The following is a 19,836-nucleotide window of genomic DNA, read 5'->3' as shown; positions in this document are numbered from 1 at the left end:
AGGTGCCCCCTGTGGTGGTAGTGGCCTGACTCGTGACACTCTGTGGCTGGGAAGCGAAAGGCATCCATGGCCAATTCGGGGAAGGTGGACTGATATCCATGGCGCAGTGGACCTCAGCGGTGGGGGCCGCCCAGCTCGCGCGGCTCCTCAAGTCCCAGCAGGACCGCCCGGCGGGCCCGGGCTCGCGCCGGCCGCCCGCCTACCGGGCACTCGCGGACGGCGTCCGGCTGCTGGTGCTGGAGGGCCGTGTGCCCGTCGCCGCGCGCCTGCCCGCCGAACGGGAACTGGCCCTCGCCGTGTCCGTGAGCCGGACGACCGTCGCCGCCGCCTACGAGGCGCTGCGCGCGGAGGGCTTCCTGGAGTCCCGGCGCGGCGCGGGGAGCTGGACGGCCGTTCCGGCGGGCAACCCGGTCCCGGCCCGCGGCCTGGAACCGCTGCCGCCCGAGGCCCTGGGCTCGATCATCGACCTGGGCTGCGCGGCCCTGCCCGCCCCCGAGCCGTGGCTCACCCGCGCCGTGCAGGGCGCGCTGGAGGAACTGCCTCCGTACGCCCACACGCACGGCGACTATCCGGCGGGCCTGCCCGCGCTGCGGACGATGATCGCCGAGCGGTACACGGCGCGCGGGATTCCCACGATGCCCGAGCAGATCATGGTCACGACGGGCGCGATGGGGGCCATCGACGCCATCTGTCACCTGTTCGGCGGGCGCGGGGAGCGCATCGCCGTCGAGTCGCCCTCCTACGCCAACATCCTCCAGCTGATGCGCGAGGCGGGCGCCCGTCTGGTGCCGGTCGCCATGGCGGACGGACTGGCCGGGTGGGACATGGACCGCTGGCGGCAGGTGCTGCGGGACGCCGCGCCGCGCATCGCGTACGTCGTCGCCGACTTCCACAACCCGACCGGCGCGCTCGCCGACGAGGACCAGCGGCGCCGCCTCGTGGAGGCCGCCCGATCCGCCGGGACGGTCCTGGTGGCCGACGAGACCATGAGCGAACTGTGGCTCGACGACGTCGAGATGCCGCGGCCGGTGTGCGGCTTCGACCCCGCGGGCTCGACGGTGATCACGGTCGGGTCCGCGAGCAAGGCCTTCTGGGCCGGCATGCGCATCGGCTGGGTCCGGGCCGCCCCCGACGTCGTCCGCAGCCTGGTCGCGGCCCGCGCCTACGCCGACCTGGGCACGCCGGTGCTGGAGCAGCTTGCGGTGAACTGGCTGTTCAGCACCGAAGGCTGGGAGCAGGCGGTGGAGCTGCGGCGCAGCCAGGCCCGGGGAAACCGGGACGACCTGGTCGCCGCGCTGCGGCGCGAGCTGCCGGACTGGGAGTACACCGTGCCCAAGGGCGGTCTGACGCTCTGGGTGCGGGCGGGAGGGCTCTCCGGATCGCGGCTGGCCGAGGCGGGCGAACGGGTGGGTCTGCGGGTGCCGTCGGGGCCCCGCTTCGGCGTCGACGGCGCCTTCGAGGGTTACGTCCGGCTGCCGTTCACCGTGGGGGGCGCGGTGGCGGAGGAGGCGGCCGCCCGCCTGGCCGCCGCCGCGCGGATCGTGCGGAGCGGGGGCACGGCGGGCGGCGAGGGGCCGCGTACGTTCGTGGCGTAGGACGTAGCACGTCGTCGGGAATGGGGCGGCGTAGGGAGTGGGGCGGCCGGCGTAGGGGGTGGGGCGCGGGGCACAAGGGCGTCGGCCGGGCTGCGGCCGGGCGCGGGCGAAGTGCAGGCGGGGTGCGTCCGGCCGTGGGTCACGGCGGCCGCGTGACCGACACCCGCCACTGCCGCCGTACGTCCGCCTCGCGTGCGGTCTCCGCTACTCCGCGACCGCCGCTTCGGCGACGGCGGTTTCCGGCGCCGCGGTGGACGACGACGGGGCGTCCTGGACGGCGGACTGCGGGGCGGCTTTCTGCGGGTCCGCGGTCGGGGCGGCCGCATTCTTGGTGATCACGACCTTCGCGACCGGGGTCTCGACCGGCTCCGGCAGCGGCTCGGTGTCGGCGGGCGCGGAGCGCGGCGGCAGCAGATCGAGCACGGCCGACCGGTGCGCGTCGCTCGTCGCGTCGTCGTACGGGTCCGGCGTGGCCGGGACCTGGAGCCGGTGCACCGCCCCGGAGCCCAGCCGGGCGTACCCCCGCCCGGACGGCACGTCGTCGACGGGAGTGGTGTGCGGGGGTGCGCCGAGGACCGTCTCCAGCTGCTCCCTCGACGCCGGGCCGAGCACGACCCGCGCGCGCGTGTGCTGTCGTACCGCCTCGCTCAGGGAGTCCAGGGCGTCGAACTCTTCGGCCACGACGACCGTGACGGCGGCCGCGCGGCCGTGCCGGAGGGGAACCTGCAGCAGGGACTGCGGATCCCGGCGGCCCTCCGCGTCGGCCAGATGGGTGAAGACGGTGGGCCGGTCCAGGACGATCCACAGCGGGCGTTTGGTGTCCTCCGGCGCCGGTTCGCCGGCCTGCCGGGCGATGTTGGCGGCGACGAGCCGGCGCTCGGTCTCGCCCGCCGCCCACTCCAGGCCGGCCAGCGCCCCGGAGAGCCCGACCTCGACGCCGAGGACGCCGTCCCGGCCGGCCAGGCAGGCGTATTCACCGGTGCCGCCGCCCTCGACGACGAGCACGTCACCGTGCTGGAGGGCCTGCAGCGCGATGGAGCGCAGCAGCGTCGACGTGCCGCTGCCGGGTCGGCCCACCGCCAGCAGATGCGGCTCGGTCGAGCGGATGCCGGTGCGCCAGACCACCGGCGGGACGTCGCGCCGGTCCTCGCCGAACGAGAGAGGCAGCGTGCGCTGGACCCCGGCGGGGTCGGTGAAGCCCAGGACCGTCTCACCGGGGGCGGTGACGAAGCGCTGGGCGGAGATGCCGGTCGGGAGAGGGGACAGCACGCTGAGGGTCAGTTCGTTGCCCTCCTCGTCCCAGACGAAGAGGTACTCGCGGCCGCGGCCGGACTTCGCGGCGAGCAACTGCTCGATCCGCGCGCGCGGGCCGGGCTCGCCGTCCGGGAAGTACGCGGGGTAGCGGATCACGAGATGGGCCACGCGGCCCGAGTCGTCGAACTCCTGCGTGGGGAAGGCCTCCTCCCAGTCGCCGCCGTGGGCGTACAGGGGGGTGGGGTCGTCGGCCGTCGAGAAGTACGGGACCAGGGCCTCGTACAGCACTTGGAGCCGCTGGATCTGCGACTCGTCGGGGCCTTCGGGAGCCGTTGGGGTGCGGTCCCTGCCCTGCCAGGCCGCCGCTGCCGCCAGGGTGACGACGGCGAGCAGCGGGCCGTACGGCACGAGTACGACGACAAGGACCACCGAGGCCGCCAGGAACAGCAGCGGCCCGCGTTTGTCCTTGGGCGTCTCGGCCCACCTGCGCCGCCCGGCCGAGGCCAGCCGGCGCAGTCCGCGGGACATGGTGATCAGCGGATGGAGGACGTCGGTGGCGCTGTCGGCTGCCGTCCGGGCCAGCTCCCTGCTCCGGGCGATCTGTGCGCTGCCTGTGCTCAGGATGCGGGGGAGGGGGCGCCGGGCCACTTCTGTCTCCTGGTGGTGCGTACGGACGGGACGTGCGGCGTCAGAACTTGATGCCGCCGAGGAGGCTGGCCAGACTCTCGCCGCCGGCCATGATGCTCGGGGCGATGGCCGTGCTGGCCATGTAGAAGCCGAAGAGGGCCGAGACCACGGCGTGCGACGCCTTGAGCCCGTCCTTTCGGAAGAAGAGGAAGACGATGATGCCGAGCAGGACCACGCCTGACATGGACAGGATCATTTGGGTTTCTCCTGGTTCGCGGGGACAGTCACCATGAGTACTTCCAGGATCACAGGATGTATCCATACGACAAAAGGTGCAACTGAGTGAAAAGCGGGCGTTTTCCCTCAGTCGGCGGAAGGTCCGCAGAGCTGCCTGAGCAGGAGAATCACGTCGAACGGGGCTGTCCGCGAGCTTCGCAGCCGGCGCGACCGGCCATGTTTGCGACGAGCCAGTACGCTGACGATTCACCTGAACGGTTGTAGCGAGAGGCGGATCGGCCGATGACTGAAGCCCCCGACCCCGAAGTCGTGGAGCTGGCGACCAAGATCTTCGATCTGGCCCGCCAGGGTCAGACCGAGGAGCTTGTGGCGTACGTCGACGCGGGCGTCCCGGCCAACCTCACCAACGACCGGGGCGACTCCCTCGTGATGCTCGCCGCGTACCACGGGCACGCCGACGCGGTCCGGGCCCTGCTGGCCCGCGGCGCCGAGGCCGACCGGATCAACGACCGAGGGCAGACCCCGCTGGCGGGGGCGGCCTTCAAAGGTGAGACGGACGTGATCAAGGCATTGCTGGAGGCCGGCGCCGACCCTTCCCAGGGCACGCCGTCGGCCGTCGACACGGCCCGCATGTTCGGCAGGACAGAGCTGCTGGACCTGTTCGGCGCGCAGTGAGCCGACGGTCCAGGGCAGGTCAAGGGAATTTTCCCACCAGGTAAATCGACGACCACGGGGGAGGCGGTACAAGGCCGCCGGAAATTTCGGTCGCGGCAGGTAGAAGAGCCGGGTCATCATGACGTCGTGATTCACGGACGCGATGGCTGGGCAGGTGTTGCCGCACCGCGCGGGCCGTGACGCGGTCCGCATGGGCCACCGACGAGAGGCAGAGGAAAATGGTCTACAGCAAGCAGGAAACGGCGGGCGCCCCGACGTGTTGTCACGCGGCCAGGTAATGCACGTCCCCGGTTGCGTCGACGCTTGATGTGAGGCTGTTTCCCATGTTCGATCCGGTCATAGCGCCCAGCGGTACGCTGCTCGGCCTGCTCCAGAGAGGCCGCGGCGACGGCACGCTGCACGCGCTCACCGCCCCGCGAGCCGAGGCGCTCGCGGCGCTGAACCACTGTGTCCTGCGGGATCCCCGCCACGACTGGCAGGTGGAGAACCGCTCCCTCTACTACGCCCGTCTCTACCTCGACCTGCACGGCGAGCTGGACGAGATCGAGGCCCACCTCTTCGACGTCGAGGACGTCTTCGACGGCGAGGAGTCACGCACGGGCCTGGCCCTGGCCGTCCTCGGCCACCTCGCCTCCTACGGCCGGCGCGACGCCCTCGACCTGCTGCGCCGGTACGCCGCCACGGGGACCAACTGGGCCTGGGCCCTGGACGAACTCGCCCTGCGGGACGACGATGCCGGTCTGCGCGCCCTGGCCGTGCCCGTGCTGGCACGGTTCGCCACCGACGCCGAGGGCGAGGCCGAACTCGCCGCGGTCGTACGGGACGCCTTCGAGCCACGGCCCTGGCGGTTGTGGGCCGAGGACGCCCGGGACTACGTCTCCACACGGGTGCGGGCCGCCCACGAGGCCGGCTGTTTCGACCGATGGCAGCGGCAGATGAGTCCCAGTGGACCTCGTCCGGGCTGGAGTGTCCACGCCGTGTTCGAGTGGGCCCAGCAAGGGGTCGAACGCGGAGCCGCGCTCCATGTCCCCGCCGCCCGCTGCCTCTCCGCCGTGGCCGGCCCCGAGGACCGGCCCGAGATCGTCCAAGCGGCCAAGGACGGCGACGAGGGGGCGCGATGTACGGCTCTGCGCTACCTCGCCGACTGCAATGATCCCGACGCCCTGGTCCTCATCGAACAGGCCGTCGCCACCGGCCCCGTCGCCGTGGTGGAGGCCGCCGTCGACGCCTTCGAACGGATGCGCAGCGTCGCCGCCGTCGACCGGGCTCGCGGCTGGGTCCACCGCCCCGACGCCCTAGGCGGCGCCGCCGGCCGCATGCTGGCCTGCCGGGGCGGCGTCCAGGACCGCGACCTGGTCCTCGGCGCCCTGCGCGAGGCCGTCCGCGGCGAGGGCTGCGACGCCCCGAGCCTGTGGACGCTCGTCGACGGTGCCGGACGGCTCGGTATCGCCTGCGCGGCGCCGGTGCTGCGCCACATCTACCGCGAGACGGCCTCGTCCCATCTGCGTGGCCGCTGCGCCCGGGCACTCGCCGCCACCGACCCCTCCTACGCCACCGGCTTCGCCGTCGAATGCCTGTGGGACTGCGAGGAGGGCACCCGCGAGATCGCCGCCCGGCACGCCGAGACCGGTGACACCCGGGTCGTCGAGCGCCTGCGCCGGCTGGCCGCCGACCCTGCCGAGGAGGCCGAGGTCCAGACGGCCGTACGCAGCCGGATCGGCCCTGACGCGACGTCCGCCATGTGAACGCGGGGCAGGCCGCCGCCCGATGCGCGGCCGGCGGCGGCTGCCGGGGACGGGCGCGAGCGCGCCTGCCGAGGCGACCGCCGACGGCCCGTCGGCCTCCTGGCCTCCTGTCCGAATGCGACCCGGTGACCCGGGCCCCTCGCGGCCGCGGGCGCGCGGGGCGCGGGCAGCAGCGCAACGGATGTGCTCACGCAGGCGTGCAGGCGCGCCGTGGCGGGGCCATGAGCGCGCTGAGCGGAACGGGCGATCGTCATGCCCTCGATGCCGTGGATGGCGTCGCCGTTTCGCCGAGCCCGGTCGCGTAGGAAACGGTCGTCCCGGCGTTGCAGGCCGTCTGAGCGGAGGACCGCGCCTCGGGCAGAGGTTCGTGGTCCTTTTCGGCGTCCTGGCGCGCTGCCGCGTCACCGTCGCCGTACGGCCACGAAACGGACGGGCGTTCCCGGCGCGGCCTGGGCGGCGGCCGGCAGGTCGGCCCTCCGGACGACCCCGATCACCGGGTAGCCGCCGGTCGTCGGATGGTCGGCCAGGAAGACCACCGGGCGGCCGGCGGGCGGGACCTGCACGGCCCCCAGGACCATGCCCTCGCTGGCCAGCTCCCCGCCCCGGGCCCGTTCCAACACGGGCCCCTCGGTGCGCAGGCCGATGCGGTTGCTCGCCGAGGACACGTGGAAGGTGCGGGCGGTGAAGGCGCGCAGCGCGTCCGGGGTGAACCAGTCGTCGCGGGGGCCGAGCGTCACCCGCAGGACGAGCTCGGCCGGGGGCGCCGGCTGCGGGGCGGCGTCCACGCGCGCGTGCGGCGGGCGTTCGCGCCCCAGGGGGAGCACCGTACCGTCCGTCAGCGGCGGGGGGCCGAGGCCCGAGAGGAGGTCCGTCGACCGGCTGCCGAGGACCGCCTCGACGACGATGCCGCCGGACACCGCCACGTAGCCGCGCACTCCGCGGATCGCCGGCCCGACGTCCAGCACCGCTCCCGCGGGCACCCGCACGGGCGCGCCCCAGGCGGCCGGACGGCCCCCCACGGTGACCCGGCAGGGAGCCCCGCCGACCGCGACCGTCACGTCGGAACGCGGCGCGAGGGCGCAGCCGGTCAGCGTGGTCTCCAGGACGGCCGCGTCGGGCGGATTGCCCACCAGCCGGTTGACCAGGGCCGCCGCGGGCCCGTCGAGCGCACCGCTGCGCGGCACGCCGAGATGCGCGTGCCCGGGTCTGCCCCGGTCCTGAACGGTGGTCAGCGCCCCGGCGCGGACGACGGACATCGCACGGTCGCTCATGCCCCGTCCTCCGGCACGAAACGCACCCGCGTGCCCGGCGACAGCAGCGCGGCCGGCACGCGCGTGTGGTCCCACAGCACCGCCTCGGTGGTCCCGATGAGCTGCCAGCCGCCCGGCGACGCCCGGGGGTACACGCCCGTGTACGGCCCCGCCAGCGCCACGGAGCCGGCCGGCACCGCCGTCCTCGGGGCCGCCCTGCGGGGGACGTCGTAGCGGGCGGGCAGGCCCGTCAGATACCCGAAGCCGGGCGCGAAGCCGCAGAACGCCACCCGGAACTCGGCGGCCGCGTGGATACGGGCCACCTCCCGCTCCGGGACGCCCCACAGGGCGGCGACCTCGCCCAGGTCCGGGCCGTCGTAACGCGTCGGGATCTCCACGACCTCGCGCTCGCGCGGGGGAGCGGGCGGCACGTGCGCGGCGGCGAGCTCGGACGCCACCCGCCCGGGGTGGGCCAGGCCGTCCAAGAGGACGGTGCGGGCCGCCGGGACGATCTCACGGGCGCCGAGCAGACCCGCCTCGCGCCGACGTACCAGCTCGGCGTGCAGGGCCTCGGCCTCCGCCCTCGACGCCACCTCGACCAGCAGGGCGTCGTCGCCGACGGGCAGGATGCGCATGCTCATGCGAAGGCCTCCACCCGCACGCCCGACTCCTCGAGCCCGCGCCGCACCCGCAGCGCCAGATCCACCGCACCGGGCGTGTCCCCGTGCAGGCACAGGGAACGCGCGCGGACGTCGATCTCGGTCCCCGCCCCGGAGACGACCCGGCCGAGGCGAGCCAGGCTCACCGACCGCGCGACGACGGCGTCCGGGTCGGTGACCACGGCCCCGGCACGCCCACGCGGCACGAGCGTGCCCTGCTCGGTGTACGCGCGGTCGGCGAAGGCCTCCGGGACGGCCGGCAGCCCCGCCGAGCGGGCCAGCTCCAGCAGCCGGGAGCCGGGCAGCCCGAGGACGGGCAGCGCGGCGTCGGCGAGGAGCACTCCCTCGACCACCGCGCCGGCCTGTTCCTCGTCGTGCACGACCCGGTTGTAGAGCGCGCCGTGCGGTTTCACGTACGCCACGCGCGCGCCCGCCGCCCGGGCGAACACCTCGAGGGCGCCGATCTGGTACGCCACCTCGGCGGCCAGTTCGGCGGACGGCACGTCCATCGCGCGCCGCCCGAAACCGGCCAGGTCCCGGTAGGAGACCTGGGCCCCGATGGTGACCCCCCGCTCGACGGCCAGTGAACACACCCGCCGCATGGTGACCGCGTCGCCGGCGTGGAAGCCGCAGGCCACGTTGGCGCTGGTGACGACGGACAGAAGCCGCTCGTCGTCGGTCAGCTGCCAGCGGCCGAAGCCCTCGCCGAGGTCGGCGTTCAGATCGATCGCGGTCGTCGCGGTCATGATTCCTTCGTACCTCTTTCTCAGGCCACGCGGTACTGCTCGTCGCGGGCGTCGGTGAGGAACATCTGTCCCGGGGCGTGGGTGAGGGCGAAGGGCGGGCGCGACGCCATGACCGCGGCCTGCGGGGTGACGCCGCAGGCCCAGAACACCGGGATGTCGTCCGGCTCGGCGTCCACCGCGTCGCCGAAGTCGGGACGGCCGAGGTCGACGACGCCCAGCCCCGAAGGATCACCGCAGTGCACGGGGCCGCCGTGCACCGCCGGGAGCAGACCGCTCTCCCGGATCGCCGTCGCCAGGTGCCGCGGCGGCACCGGCCGCATGGACACCACCAGGGGCCCGTGCAGCCGGCCCGCCGGGCGGCACTCACGACTCGTCACGTACATCGGAACGTTCCGCCCCTGCTCGACGTGCCGGATCGGGACGCCGGATTCGGACAGGGCCCACTCGAAGGTGAAGCTGCAACCGATCAGGAACGACACCAGGTCGTCGCGCCAGTACGCGCGCACGTCCGTCGGTTCGTCGACGAGCTCCCCGTCCTCCCACACCCGGTAGCGCGGCAGGTCGGTGCGCAGGTCCGCGCCCTCGGCGAGGACCGTCGTGAAGGAGCCGGCGTCCGTGACGTCGAGGACCGGACAGGGCTTCGGGTTGCGCTGGCAGAACAGGAGCATGTCGTACGCCCAGTCCGCCGGCACCGAGATCAGGTTGGCCTGGGTGTGCCCGGCCGCGACCCCGGCCGTGGGGCCCGCCAGGCCCGCCCGGAAGCGGGCCCGGGCCGCGGCGGGGCTCCACGCGTGCGCGTGCTCCTCGGAGAGGGTGACGGGACGGTCCGCGGCGCTCGGCGGACGGTGTTCCCGCGTGAGGGCAGGTCGGTTCACTCCAGTTCCTTTCCACGCGTCTCCGGCAGCCCCAGCAGCGCCAGGGCGGCGATGGCGTACCCGATCGCGCCGAAGACCAGCGCGCCGCCCACACCCCAGCTGTCGGCCAGGAACCCGACCGTCGTGGGGAAGACGGCGCCCACGGCGCGGCCGGTGTTGTAGGTGAAGCCCTGACCGGTGCCGCGCAGGGCGGTCGGATACAGCTCGCTCAGATACGACCCGAAGCCGCTGAAGATCGCGGACATGCAGAACCCGAGCGGGAAGCCGAGCACGAGCAGCAGGGTGTCCGCGCCGCTCGGGATGTTCGCGTACGCCAGGATGCACACCGCCGACAGCAGGGCGAACAGCCAGATGTTGCGACGCCGGCCCAGCCGGTCGGTGAGGTACCCGCCGGTCAGGTAGCCGAGGAAGGCACCGGAGATCAGGAACGTCAGATAGCCGCCGGTGCCGACCACCGACAGACCGCGCTCCGACTTCAGGTAGGTCGGCACCCAGGTCGCCAGCGTGTAGTAGCCGCCCTGCACACCGGTCGAGAGCAGTCCGGCGAACACCGTCGTCCGCAGCAGCGGCCCCCGGAAGATCGCCGGGAACGAGCCCTTGTCGGCGCTCCGCGCGCGTGCGGCCTCGGCCTGCGGCGCGTCCTTCACCCGGCGCCGCATCCACACCACGAGCAGGGCGGGCAGCGCGCCCGTCCAGAACATGATCCGCCAGGCCATGTCGTCGCCGACGAACGAGAAGACGAGCGTGTACGCCAGCGCCGCGAGGCCCCAGCCGACGGCCCAGGAGCTCTGGATCGCGCCGAGGGTGCGGCCCCGGTGCTTCGCGCTCGCGTACTCCGCGACCAGGATCGCGCCGACCGCCCACTCGCCGCCGAAGCCGAGGCCCTGGAGGGAGCGGAAGACCAGCAGCGTCTCGTAGCTGGGCGCGAAGCCGCAGGCGACGGTGAAGACGGCGTAGGTGATCACCGTGATCATCAGCGCCCTGACCCGGCCGATCCGGTCGGCCAGTACGCCCGCGGCGGCGCCGCCGACGGCGGAGGCGACCAGCGTGACGGTGGTGAACAGGCCCGTCTGAGCGCTGTCCAGACCGAAGTACGCCGCCAGCGCCACCATGCTCAGCGGCAGCGTGAAGTAGTCGTAGGAGTCGAGGGCGTAGCCGCCGAACGCGCCGGCGAAGGCGCGCCTGCCGCGCGGTCCGAGCGCCCGCAGCCAGGCGAACGCCCCGTCGTCGGGGGAGTGTTCGGCGGTGGTGTCGAGGGCGTCGGCGGCTGGGACCGGTGAGGGAGGAGTCGTGCTCATGGGCACCTCGCTGAGGGATGACGGACGGTGCTGAGAGGTGAGCCGTGCCGTGCGGGAGGCGGGTCGCCGCGGTGGGGACGGGCGGTGCCATGAAAGGAAGGTAGAGGATCGTTGAACGATCCTTCAATACCCCTGTTGTCTCGTTCTTCTGTCTGCGATTGAATTCCGTGCATGGCAGAGCAGCTGGCCGCACTGGCCGACGACCGCGCCCTCCTGGGCCGTACGAGCACGGCCGAGCGGGTGTCGGACATCCTCAGGAGTCGCATCGCCGAGGGCTACTTCCCGCCGGGCACACGGCTCTCGGAGGACAGCATCGGCGGGGCGCTGGGGGTCTCCCGCAACACGCTGCGCGAGGCGTTCCGGCTGCTCACCCATGAGCGCCTGCTCGTCCACGAGCTGAACCGGGGGGTGTTCGTCCGGGTCCTGACCGTGCAGGACGTCGAGGACATCTACCGCACCCGCGCGCTCGTCGAGTGCGCCGTCGTCCGGGGGCTGGGCGAGCCCCCGTACGCGCTGGAGGCCCTGCGGGCGGCGGTCACCGAAGGGCAGGTGGCGACCCTCGAGAACGACTGGAAGGGACTGGGCACCGCCAACTTCCACTTCCACCGGGAACTGGTGGCCCTGGCCGAGAGCGCACGCACCGACGAGCTGATGCGCAGCGTCTTCGCCGAGCTGCGCCTGGCCTTCCACCTCGTCGAGGACCCGCGCCGGCTGCACGAGCCCTACCTCCAGCGCAACCGCCAGATCCTGCAGGCCCTCGAGGCCGGCGACCGCGCCGAGGCGGAGAGGCTGCTCGAGGTGTACCTCGCCGACTCGCTCCAGCGGGTGGTCGAGGCCTACCGGCGGCGCGTGGGCGAGGAGCCCCCGCACGACGACCGCGGTCCTCTCGCGGCCTCGTGACGGCGGTCGCTCTGCGTCGTTTGGGTCGATGTCAGACCGAGGACCTAGTCTGTGCAGCGTGACTTCGCCTGCTTCGACGGACCGTGTTCCGCCCCAGCTCAGCGCGGCGCCGCGCCCCGCACTGGGCCCGGCCGCCGACGAGGGGCTGGCGCGGCGGCTGCGCGCGCTCGCCTGCACCGCGCCGATCCACGACCTCGACGCGCGCAAGGCCAACCTCGCGGGCGAGTACTCGGTCTACGGCATGGCGGAGATCGCGCTCGCCGCCATCGACCTCGTCACGCTGAACATGGACTTCGACACCGGCGCCGACCACGAGCAGATAGTGGCCCGTCTGCTGCCGCGCATCGCCGCCCAGGCGCCCCGGCGGCCCGTCGCCGAGCACGAGCGGGTGGCCCGCTGGGTCCTGGAGAACCTGATCAACGTGGGCAGCGTCGACCGCGGCTTCCGCGCCGCCTACGGCACGTTCGCGCCCGACGGTACCTACGTGCGCCGTGACTACGACTTCAAGCTGATCGAGGAGGTCCCCGGCTACGGCGGCGCGGTCTACCTCCGGACGACCGACGAGGCCGTCAACGTCCTCGTCGGGGCCTTGGACACCGATGTCACCAGCGCGCAGATCGCCGCCGAGGTCAAGCTCGAGGTGCTCATCCGCCGCGGCCGTCTCGCCGACGCCCAGCTCGCCGCCGAACAGGCCCGCTACCGCACCGTGCAGTACTCCGAGACGCTGCGCCGCGCCCTGGAGGCGACCCGGCGCAACGTGCGCGCGGTGGACTGGCTCAACGCCGTGCCCGACATGATCGCCGAGGCCCTCGACCACGTGGCCGACCGCTACCGCCACGAGAACGCGATCCTCACCAACATCCGCAAGGCCCGCGACGAGATCGAGGACGCCGAGAACAAGCGGCGGGCCGCCGAGCTCGTCGACATCGTCAAGGACTGCATCCGCCGCCACACCCAGCTGCAGTCCCGGTTGTTGGAGGCCGGCCCGCTGTTCCGCGCCGAGCAGGACCGGCAGGCCTTCGCCACCCCCATGACCTCGTCGGGGATAGACCTCTACGGGCACCTGGTCAGCCCCGTGCTGCCGTTGCCGCTGGAGCAGGCCGTCCGCGTCACCGACGCGTTCTTCGCCCGGGGGACCGGTCTGCGCACACCGGGAGCCGTGCGGATGGGGGATCTCGTCGACCTGCTGCTGACCCCGCCGGTGGAGCGCGAGCCCCTCGGAGCGGAGATGCCGGAACCGGATCTCATCGCCACCCCGGACGACAGCCGGTTCAGCGAGGAACAACTGGCCGCCGCCATGATCCTGCTCGACCTGCCCGCGGACGCCCCGCGCCGGTTGTCCGGGCTGCTGGCCGAAGCGCGTCGATCCGACCCCGAACTGCCCTACCTGGTGGCCCTGCTGGCCGTGCACGCGGCCAGCCCCGCGGTCGGCACCGCCTACCGGCAGGGCGAGGAGAGACTGCTCTTCGCCGTCGACGACGGGACGGAGCTGGACGACCCCGAATTCGGCGGGGCCGACCTGATCGTCGGCACCGCGCTGCTCGACTCCGCGGGGATGGCGGCGGACCGCACGGAGGCGGCATGAGCCGGCCCGGCCACCGCAGGCACGAGCCCGCGCCCACGCCCACGTATACGCACATGCCCACGCACACCGAGGAGCCGAAGCCGTGACCGAGCACGTCGAGTGGAGCGACACGGAGGCACCCGCTCCGGCGGCGCACACCGCCGTCACCCCCGCCGACGCCGCCGACGCGGCGCGGCTCGTCGCCTTCGGGCTGCAGCCCAGACTGCAGCCCGCGCGCGACCAGGAGTACGCCGAGCTGCTGCGGCGCCACCGGGAGGACCCGGCGTTCGCGCGGCTCGCCGACGCCGTCGCCGCGGGGCTGGGGCTGATCGTGCTGGAGGTGTCCCCGCGCGCGGGCATGGCGGTCACGGCCGCCGAGGACTCGGTCTTCGCCGTCCGCATGGGCGACTACGCGCGTCGTACCTCCGCCGACGGCGGCGACCGCTTCCTGCACGGCCTCGCGCACCTCGCCGTCGCCGCGATGGCCTATCCGCGACCCGAGGACCTGGCCGACGACGGCTACATCGGGCGGGTCAGCGTCAACGGCGTCGACGCCTTCGTACGGCAGGCCTGCCGCCGGCTGGAGGAACGGGCGGAGCAGCAGGGCGAGAACACCGACCCCGCGAGCGACGCCCCCGGCCTGGAGGCCGCCTGGCGGATCTGGGCCAGACGCAGCGCCACCGGCGCCACCAAGGACGCGCGCAGACTCGCCGGTTCCACCACCGGCATCGTCGGCAAGGCCGTCGCCTTCCTCACCGACTCCGGCTTCCTGCAGCGGACCGGCGACGACAGCGGCGGCACCTACCGGACCACCGCCCGCTACCAGCTCCAGGTACGCGACATGGCGGGCGCCGCCGCCATGGCCGAACTGCTGGAGCTGGGCGTCGTCCCGGTCACCGACGGCGCCCCGACGCTGCTGCCCGCCGAGGAGAGCGACGATCTGGAACTGGTGGCCGACGCCGGCCTGCCGTTCCACTCCTGAGGCCCCGCACCCGCGAGGCCCCGCCCTCTCCTCAGGGCTCCTCAACCCCCCTGTTCTGCCGAAGACTTACGAGAGTCCGCCATGTACGAGCTGTCCCGGGTCCGCCTCTACTCCATCGGTCCCGCCGGTGCGCGCTACGCCGACACCGTGCTTGACCTGCGGGGCGTCGGCGACGTCGTGCCCGACCCCGCGCCCACCCAGGCGGAGTTCTTCGAGGAGGAGCCGGTCGGCCCGCCGCGCCGGCCCGCCCCGGCGGGCGTCCTCTTCCTGGAGAACGGCGGCGGCAAGTCCGTCCTGCTCAAGCTGATCTTCTCCGTGATGCTGCCGGGTCACCGCAACACCCTCGGCGGCGCCAGCTCCGGGGTGCTGCGCAAGTTCCTGCTCGCCGACGACTGCGGGCATGTGGCGCTCGAGTGGCAGCACGTGCTCACCGGCGAGTGCGTGGTCGTCGGCAAGGCGAGCGAGTGGCGCGGGCGGCAGGTGTCCAACGACCCGCGGAAGTTCGCGGAGGCCTGGTACTCGTTCCGGCCGGGGCCCGGGCTGAGCCTGGACAACCTGCCCGTCGCGGAGGCCACGGCCGTCCGCCCGCCCGTCGAGGGCGCCTCCGGGGCGCAGGGCCGCCGGCGCACCATGAAGGGCTTCCGGGACGCCATCACCGAGGCCGGAAAGGCGTATCCGCACCTGGAGGTGCACTGGGAGGAGATCCACGACCGCTGGATCGAGCACCTCGGCGAACTGGGCCTCGACCCGGAGCTCTTCCGCTACCAGCGGGAGATGAACGCCGACGAGGGCGAGGCCGCCGGCCTCTTCGCGGTCAAGAAGGACTCCGACTTCACCGACCTGCTGCTGCGCGCGGTCACCGACACACGCGACACCGACGGACTCGCCGACCTGGTCAGCGGCTTCGGCAACAAGCTCGGCCGACGTGCCGAGCTGATCGCCGAACGGGACTTCACCGCCGGGTCGGCGGACCTGCTCGGGCGGATCGTCGAGGCTGCCGCATCGCGCTCACGCGCGCGTGAGGTCCACACCGCGGCCGAGCGGCGCACCCGCGCGCTGGCCCGCCGGCTGTCCGCGCGGGGCGGGCGGGAGAGGACAAGGGCGGGAGACCTCGCCCAGCGGGTCACCGCCGCCGCGTACGCCGTCACGCACTCCGAGGGCGCACGGGAGCGCAGCGCGCTGATCGCCGCCGAACTCGCCTTCCGGCACGCGTCGCTGGCGCTCGCCGCCGCGGAGAAGTCCGCCGCCGCGCAGAAGCGCGAACTCGCCGACGCCCGCACCCTGCACTCTGCCTGGCAGGCCGCCGAGGCCGTGCTGCGCCACCGGGCCGCCGCCGACCGTGTCGCGCGCGTGTCCGCCGCGATCCAGGAAGCGGAGCGCGACGCCGCCCCCGCGCTCGCCGCCCGCGCCAGGGCCGCCGTCGACCTCGTCCGTGCCCTGCACGCCGCCGCCGACAGCGCCGAGACCCTCGCCAACGAGGAGGAGGAGCGCTCGGCCGCACTCCAGGAGGTCGGCGAGTCCGCCCACCGCGACGCCACGTCCGCCGCGACCGACGCCCAGCGCGCCCGCAGCGAGGTGGGGCACCTGCGCCAGCGGCTCTCCGAGGTCGAACAGGAAACCGCCGAAGCCGTACGCGCGGGCTGGCTCGACGACAGCGCCCCCGACGCCGACCCGGCCCGCGCGGCCCTCGCCGCCAGCGACGCCGAGAAGACGGCCGTCGCCGCCTGGGACACCGCCCGCGAAACCTCGGCGCGGGCCGCCGAACACGCGCGCGAGGCCGCCTCGGCCGAGTCCCGCGCAGAGCTCACCGCCGCCCGGGCCGCCGACGCGGCCACGGGCGCGGGGCGCTCCTACGAGGCCGAGCGGCGGCTCGCCGAATCCCTGGCCGACGAGGAACGCCTCGCGGAACTGCTCGGGCTGACCGGCCGCGGAACACGCCCCCGGATCCCCCAGCCCCGGCAGGACGGCGAGCCGGACGGCGGCTCCGCGCTGACCCCCGAGGACCTGGACCGCTGCGCCGACGAACTGCGAGAACTCCTCGACGACGCCGTCTCCTCCGCGGAACGGCAGCTCTTCGACCTGCGGACCGCCGCCGCCGACGACTCCCGCATCCTCGGCGCCCTCGGCGACGGCGGACTGCTGCCGCCCGGCCCGGACGTCCTGGCCACCGTCGAATTCCTCGGCGAGCACGGCATTCCCGCCCTGCCCGGCTGGCGCTACCTCGCCCAGGCCGTCGACCCCGCCGACCACGCCCGTGTCCTCGCCGCCCGGCCCGAACTGGTCGACGGCGTGATCATCACCGACCCCGGCTCCCACGCACGCGCGCGTGAGGCGCTCGGCGACGCCGCACTGCTGCCGCGTTCCGCCGTGGCCGTCGGCACCGCCGCCGCCCTGCTCGCCCCGACCCCGCCGGCCGACCCCGACGGCGGTGCCCTGAGCGAGGTCTTCCTCGTCCCGCCGAACCCGGCCATGCACGACGAGCACGCCGCCGACGAGGAGCGGCAGGCGCTGCGCGCGCGGGCGACCGAACGCGACGAGGACATCCGCCGACTCGCCGGGCGGCTCGCCAAGGACCGCGAGCTGTCCGCGCGCCTCGCGTCCTGGCGGACCGGCTGTCCGGCCGGGCGGCTCGCCGAGCTGGCCCGGGCCGCCACGGAGGCACGCGCCTTCGCCGAGGAGGCCGAGGCCGAGCTGGCCGAGGCACGCAGCGTGCGCGCGGAGACCGAGGAGAGCGCCGCCGAAGCCGCCCAGGCCCGCGACGAGCACCAGGAGGCCGCGCAGCGCGCCAGGCGGACCGCCGACGCCCTCGCCGGACTGGCCTTCCGGCTGCGCGAACGCGCCGGCTGGCAGGTCAAGGTCCGTGAACTCGCCGACGAGGCAGCCGAGTCGGAGGCCCGCGCCCAGTCCTGCCTGGAGCGCGCCCGGGCCGCCGACGAGGACCGGCGCGGCGCCCAGCGCGCCGCGGACGACGCCCGCCGCACCGCGCGAGCGCTGCGCGCCGAGCGCGCCGAGATCGCCGGCGCCCCCGACGACGTCCCGCAGGACGGCACGGCCGCGCCCACGACGTCCCTGCCCGCGCTGCGCGAGGCCTACCGGGCCGCGTCCCTGCTGTACGAGAAGGTCGGCGTCGGCGCCGACCTGCGCGCCGAACAGGCCCGGGCGGAGAGCGACGAGAGCGCCGCCCGCACCGAACTGGACCGGCTCAGCAACAAGGTCCGCACCCGCGCCGAACAGCTGCTCCAGTCGCCCGACGGCTCCGACGGACCCTCCCGGCAGGCCGCCGCCGCACGCGCGGAGGAGCTGGTGCAGCTCTTGGAGACCCGCATGTCCACCGCCAGCGAGCAGCTCGGACGGCTGCGCGGCGAACACGAGCGGCTCGCGCCCGAGGACGGCGAGGCGCACACCGAGCTGGCCGAGGAACTCCGACCCCGCGACGCCGAGCACGCCCAGGCTCTGCTGCGCACCGCGACCGCCGAACTCGCCGCCCGCGCCGAGGCCCTGGACCGGTCACGCGAGGCGCACGCCGAACTCCTGGCCGCCCACCGCGCCGCCGAGGACGCGGCCGGCGGCTTCGACGAGATCGCCGCGATGCTCCGCGACCTGCTGCGCGAACACACCCCGGAGGAAGAGCAGGAGGAGACGGAGCCCTACCCCGGCGCCTTGGAGGAGGCGCGCAGGACGGCCGCCGAGGCCCGCCGCTCGCTGCGCGGCTGCGCCGCCGACCTCTCCGCCGCGGAGTCGGCGGTACGCGAGGCGAGTGACGTGCTCGTCCGGCACGCCAACTCCACACGCTACGAGCAGGTACGCACCCCCGCGCGCCAGCAGATCCGCGAACTTCCCGCCTCCGCGCTGCCGGAGCACGCGCAGAAGTGGGCGGACGCCTTCGCCCCCCGGCTGCGCGTCCTCACGGACGAACTGGCGCAGTTGGAGCGCAACCGGGACTCGATCGTGGACCGCCTGCGGGGGCTCGTCGAGTCCGCGCTCGCCACGCTGCGCTCGGCCCAGCGGCTCTCCCGGCTGCCCGAGGGGCTCGGCGAGTGGTCCGGACAGGAGTTCCTGCGGATCCGCTTCGAGGAGCCCGACCAGGCCACCCTGGTCGAGCGGCTCGGCGAGGTCATCGACGAAGCGACCCGCGCGGCCGTGAAGAAGAACTCCGACCTGCGGCGTGACGGCATGTCGCTGCTGCTGCGCGGGGTCGGCGCGGCCCTGCAGCCCAGAGGAGTCGCGGTCGAGATCCTCAAGCCGGACGCCGTCCTGCGGGCGGAGCGCGTCCCCGTCGGACAGATGGGCGACGTGTTCTCCGGCGGCCAGTTGCTCACCGCGGCCATCGCCCTGTACTGCACGATGGCGGCCCTGAGGAGCAACGACCGGGGCAGGGACAAGCACCGGCACGCCGGCACGCTGTTCCTCGACAACCCCATCGGGCGTGCCAACGCGACCTATCTGCTGGAACTCCAGAGGGCGGTCTCGGACGCGCTCGGAGTGCAGCTCCTCTACACCACCGGCCTGTTCGACACCACGGCCCTCGCGGAGTTCCCGCTGGTCATCCGTCTGCGCAATGACGCCGACCTGCGGGCAGGCCTGAAATACATCAGCGTCGAGGAACATCTGCGGCCGGGTCTGCCGCAGCAGACCCCGGCGGCGGACGGCGACGCGGTGCAGGCGCACAGCGAGATCACGGCGACGCGGATGTACAAACGGCCCGCACCGAACGCCGGCTGACCAGCCGTACGGCTCAAGGAGATCCGCAGGCTTGCTCTCCCCGGAGAAGGGCCTGCGGCATCAGGGGTGAGACAGCTGTCCGGCGCCGCTCTGCCGGTGTATCCGCTCCTGCGCCCGCTGCGCGGTCCGTTCCTGTCGCCGTGCCCTGCGCTGCTCGCGTCGCAGGGCACGCGCGGTGCTGCTCGGCGTCGACACCACACCGTTGCGCTGGTTCCACACCTGCCGGGTCACCCAGACGTCGAGCGCGCCCCAGGTGGCCAGCACCGTGCTGACCACACTGCTGATCACCATGGGGAAGGCCAGCCAGGACCCGGCCAGCGTGCACAGGAAGGCGACCATCGCCTGAATCAGCGTCACGGCGATGACGAGCACCGCGCGCACGGCCGCCGTACGCACCGGGTCGGGCATGCGGCGCCGTTTCGCCGGCTCCTCCACCCACAACGGCCGGTAGGCGACCCGCGCTTGTCGCGCAGTGGAGTCCGCCCCGGCGCCGGCGGCCGCCCGCCCGCCCCGGTCTGCCGACCCGCCCGCGCTCGCCGCGCGCTCCGTACGCACCTGCCTGTTCGGGCTGTCGTCCTCCGGTGCCACGGGGTCCCGCAGCGCCGTACCGCCCGCCGCCGCACCGTCCTCGGACGCCTCACGCCGCTCCGCCGTGCCCATCACCGTGTCACTCCCCACCGCCAGCAGACCGCTCGCCTCCGAGTCGA

The 19,836-nt window shown here is 74.1% G+C and carries 15 protein-coding genes; 7 read left to right on the top strand and 8 right to left on the bottom strand.

Annotated features, from left to right (window positions below; genetic code table 11):
• Positions 1-98 precede the first annotated feature (98 nt).
• Positions 99-1,595 (top strand): SCO1417 family MocR-like transcription factor, encoded by a 1,497-nt coding sequence (locus QF032_RS07670; protein WP_307055523.1) that lies wholly within the window; start codon positions 99-101, stop codon positions 1,593-1,595.
• Positions 1,596-1,799: 204 nt separating this feature from the next.
• Here QF032_RS07670 and QF032_RS07665 read toward each other — a convergent pair whose 3' ends face one another.
• Positions 1,800-3,497, bottom strand: coding sequence for an ATP-binding cassette domain-containing protein (locus QF032_RS07665; protein ID WP_307055521.1), 1,698 nt, complete (start codon positions 3,495-3,497; stop codon positions 1,800-1,802).
• Positions 3,498-3,537: 40 nt separating this feature from the next.
• Positions 3,538-3,732, bottom strand: a complete 195-nt coding sequence (locus tag QF032_RS07660; protein WP_057583729.1) for a hypothetical protein — start codon at positions 3,730-3,732, stop codon at positions 3,538-3,540.
• A 263-nt stretch (positions 3,733-3,995) separates the two neighbouring features.
• On the opposite strand from QF032_RS07660, the gene QF032_RS07655 reads away from it, so the two are divergent.
• A complete protein-coding gene (locus tag QF032_RS07655; protein ID WP_306954023.1) occupies positions 3,996-4,388 on the top strand; it encodes an ankyrin repeat domain-containing protein in 393 nt (130 codons plus the stop codon).
• 323 nt (positions 4,389-4,711) lie between these two features.
• Positions 4,712-6,133, top strand: coding sequence for a HEAT repeat domain-containing protein (locus QF032_RS07650; RefSeq protein ID WP_307055519.1), 1,422 nt, complete (start codon positions 4,712-4,714; stop codon positions 6,131-6,133).
• Positions 6,134-6,534: 401 nt separating this feature from the next.
• Here the strand turns inward: QF032_RS07650 and QF032_RS07645 are convergent, their stop codons facing one another.
• The 5 genes from QF032_RS07645 to QF032_RS07625 are packed head-to-tail and all read right to left on the bottom strand — an operon-like array spanning position 6,535 to position 10,961.
• Complete coding sequence (locus tag QF032_RS07645) at positions 6,535-7,404, bottom strand: 5-oxoprolinase subunit C family protein (protein ID WP_307055518.1); 870 nt, start codon at positions 7,402-7,404, stop codon at positions 6,535-6,537.
• Complete coding sequence (locus QF032_RS07640) at positions 7,401-8,018, bottom strand: 5-oxoprolinase subunit B family protein (protein ID WP_307060179.1); 618 nt, start codon at positions 8,016-8,018, stop codon at positions 7,401-7,403. The genes QF032_RS07645 and QF032_RS07640 overlap by 4 nt, the downstream gene beginning before the upstream one ends.
• A 2-nt stretch (positions 8,019-8,020) precedes the next feature.
• On the bottom strand, positions 8,021-8,788 hold the full coding sequence (locus tag QF032_RS07635) for a LamB/YcsF family protein (RefSeq protein WP_307041044.1): 768 nt from the start codon (positions 8,786-8,788) through the stop codon (positions 8,021-8,023).
• A gap of 20 nt (positions 8,789-8,808) precedes the next feature.
• A complete protein-coding gene (locus QF032_RS07630; protein ID WP_307055516.1) occupies positions 8,809-9,663 on the bottom strand; it encodes a putative hydro-lyase in 855 nt (284 codons plus the stop codon).
• Entirely contained in the window at positions 9,660-10,961 is a 1,302-nt protein-coding gene (locus QF032_RS07625) for an MFS transporter (protein ID WP_307041041.1), read from the bottom strand. Before QF032_RS07625 ends, QF032_RS07630 begins: the two co-directional genes overlap by 4 nt.
• Positions 10,962-11,132: 171 nt before the next feature.
• Here QF032_RS07625 and QF032_RS07620 point away from each other — a divergent pair, with 171 nt between their 5' ends.
• The 4 genes from QF032_RS07620 (at position 11,133) to QF032_RS07605 (ending at position 19,129) form a co-directional block, all read left to right on the top strand.
• Positions 11,133-11,861, top strand: a complete 729-nt coding sequence (locus QF032_RS07620) for a GntR family transcriptional regulator (RefSeq protein WP_307041040.1) — start codon at positions 11,133-11,135, stop codon at positions 11,859-11,861.
• Between the two features lie 58 nt (positions 11,862-11,919).
• A complete protein-coding gene (locus QF032_RS07615; RefSeq protein WP_307055514.1) occupies positions 11,920-13,446 on the top strand; it encodes a hypothetical protein in 1,527 nt (508 codons plus the stop codon).
• An 82-nt stretch (positions 13,447-13,528) separates the two neighbouring features.
• Positions 13,529-14,407: a hypothetical protein gene (locus tag QF032_RS07610; protein WP_307041038.1), complete on the top strand. Its 879-nt coding sequence runs from the start codon at positions 13,529-13,531 to the stop codon at positions 14,405-14,407.
• Between the two features lie 81 nt (positions 14,408-14,488).
• Positions 14,489-19,129 (top strand): hypothetical protein, encoded by a 4,641-nt coding sequence (locus QF032_RS07605; protein ID WP_307055513.1) that lies wholly within the window; start codon positions 14,489-14,491, stop codon positions 19,127-19,129.
• Between the two features lie 60 nt (positions 19,130-19,189).
• Here the strand turns inward: QF032_RS07605 and QF032_RS07600 are convergent, their stop codons facing one another.
• A complete protein-coding gene (locus tag QF032_RS07600) occupies positions 19,190-19,789 on the bottom strand; it encodes a hypothetical protein (RefSeq protein WP_307041037.1) in 600 nt (199 codons plus the stop codon).
• Between the last annotated feature and the right edge of the window lie 47 nt (positions 19,790-19,836).

This window comes from Streptomyces achromogenes, from assembly GCF_030816715.1.
GTDB lineage: Bacteria > Actinomycetota > Actinomycetes > Streptomycetales > Streptomycetaceae > Streptomyces > Streptomyces achromogenes_A.
Note: the sequence above shows the minus strand (reverse complement) of the source record. Positions and strands in the feature narration are given on the sequence as shown.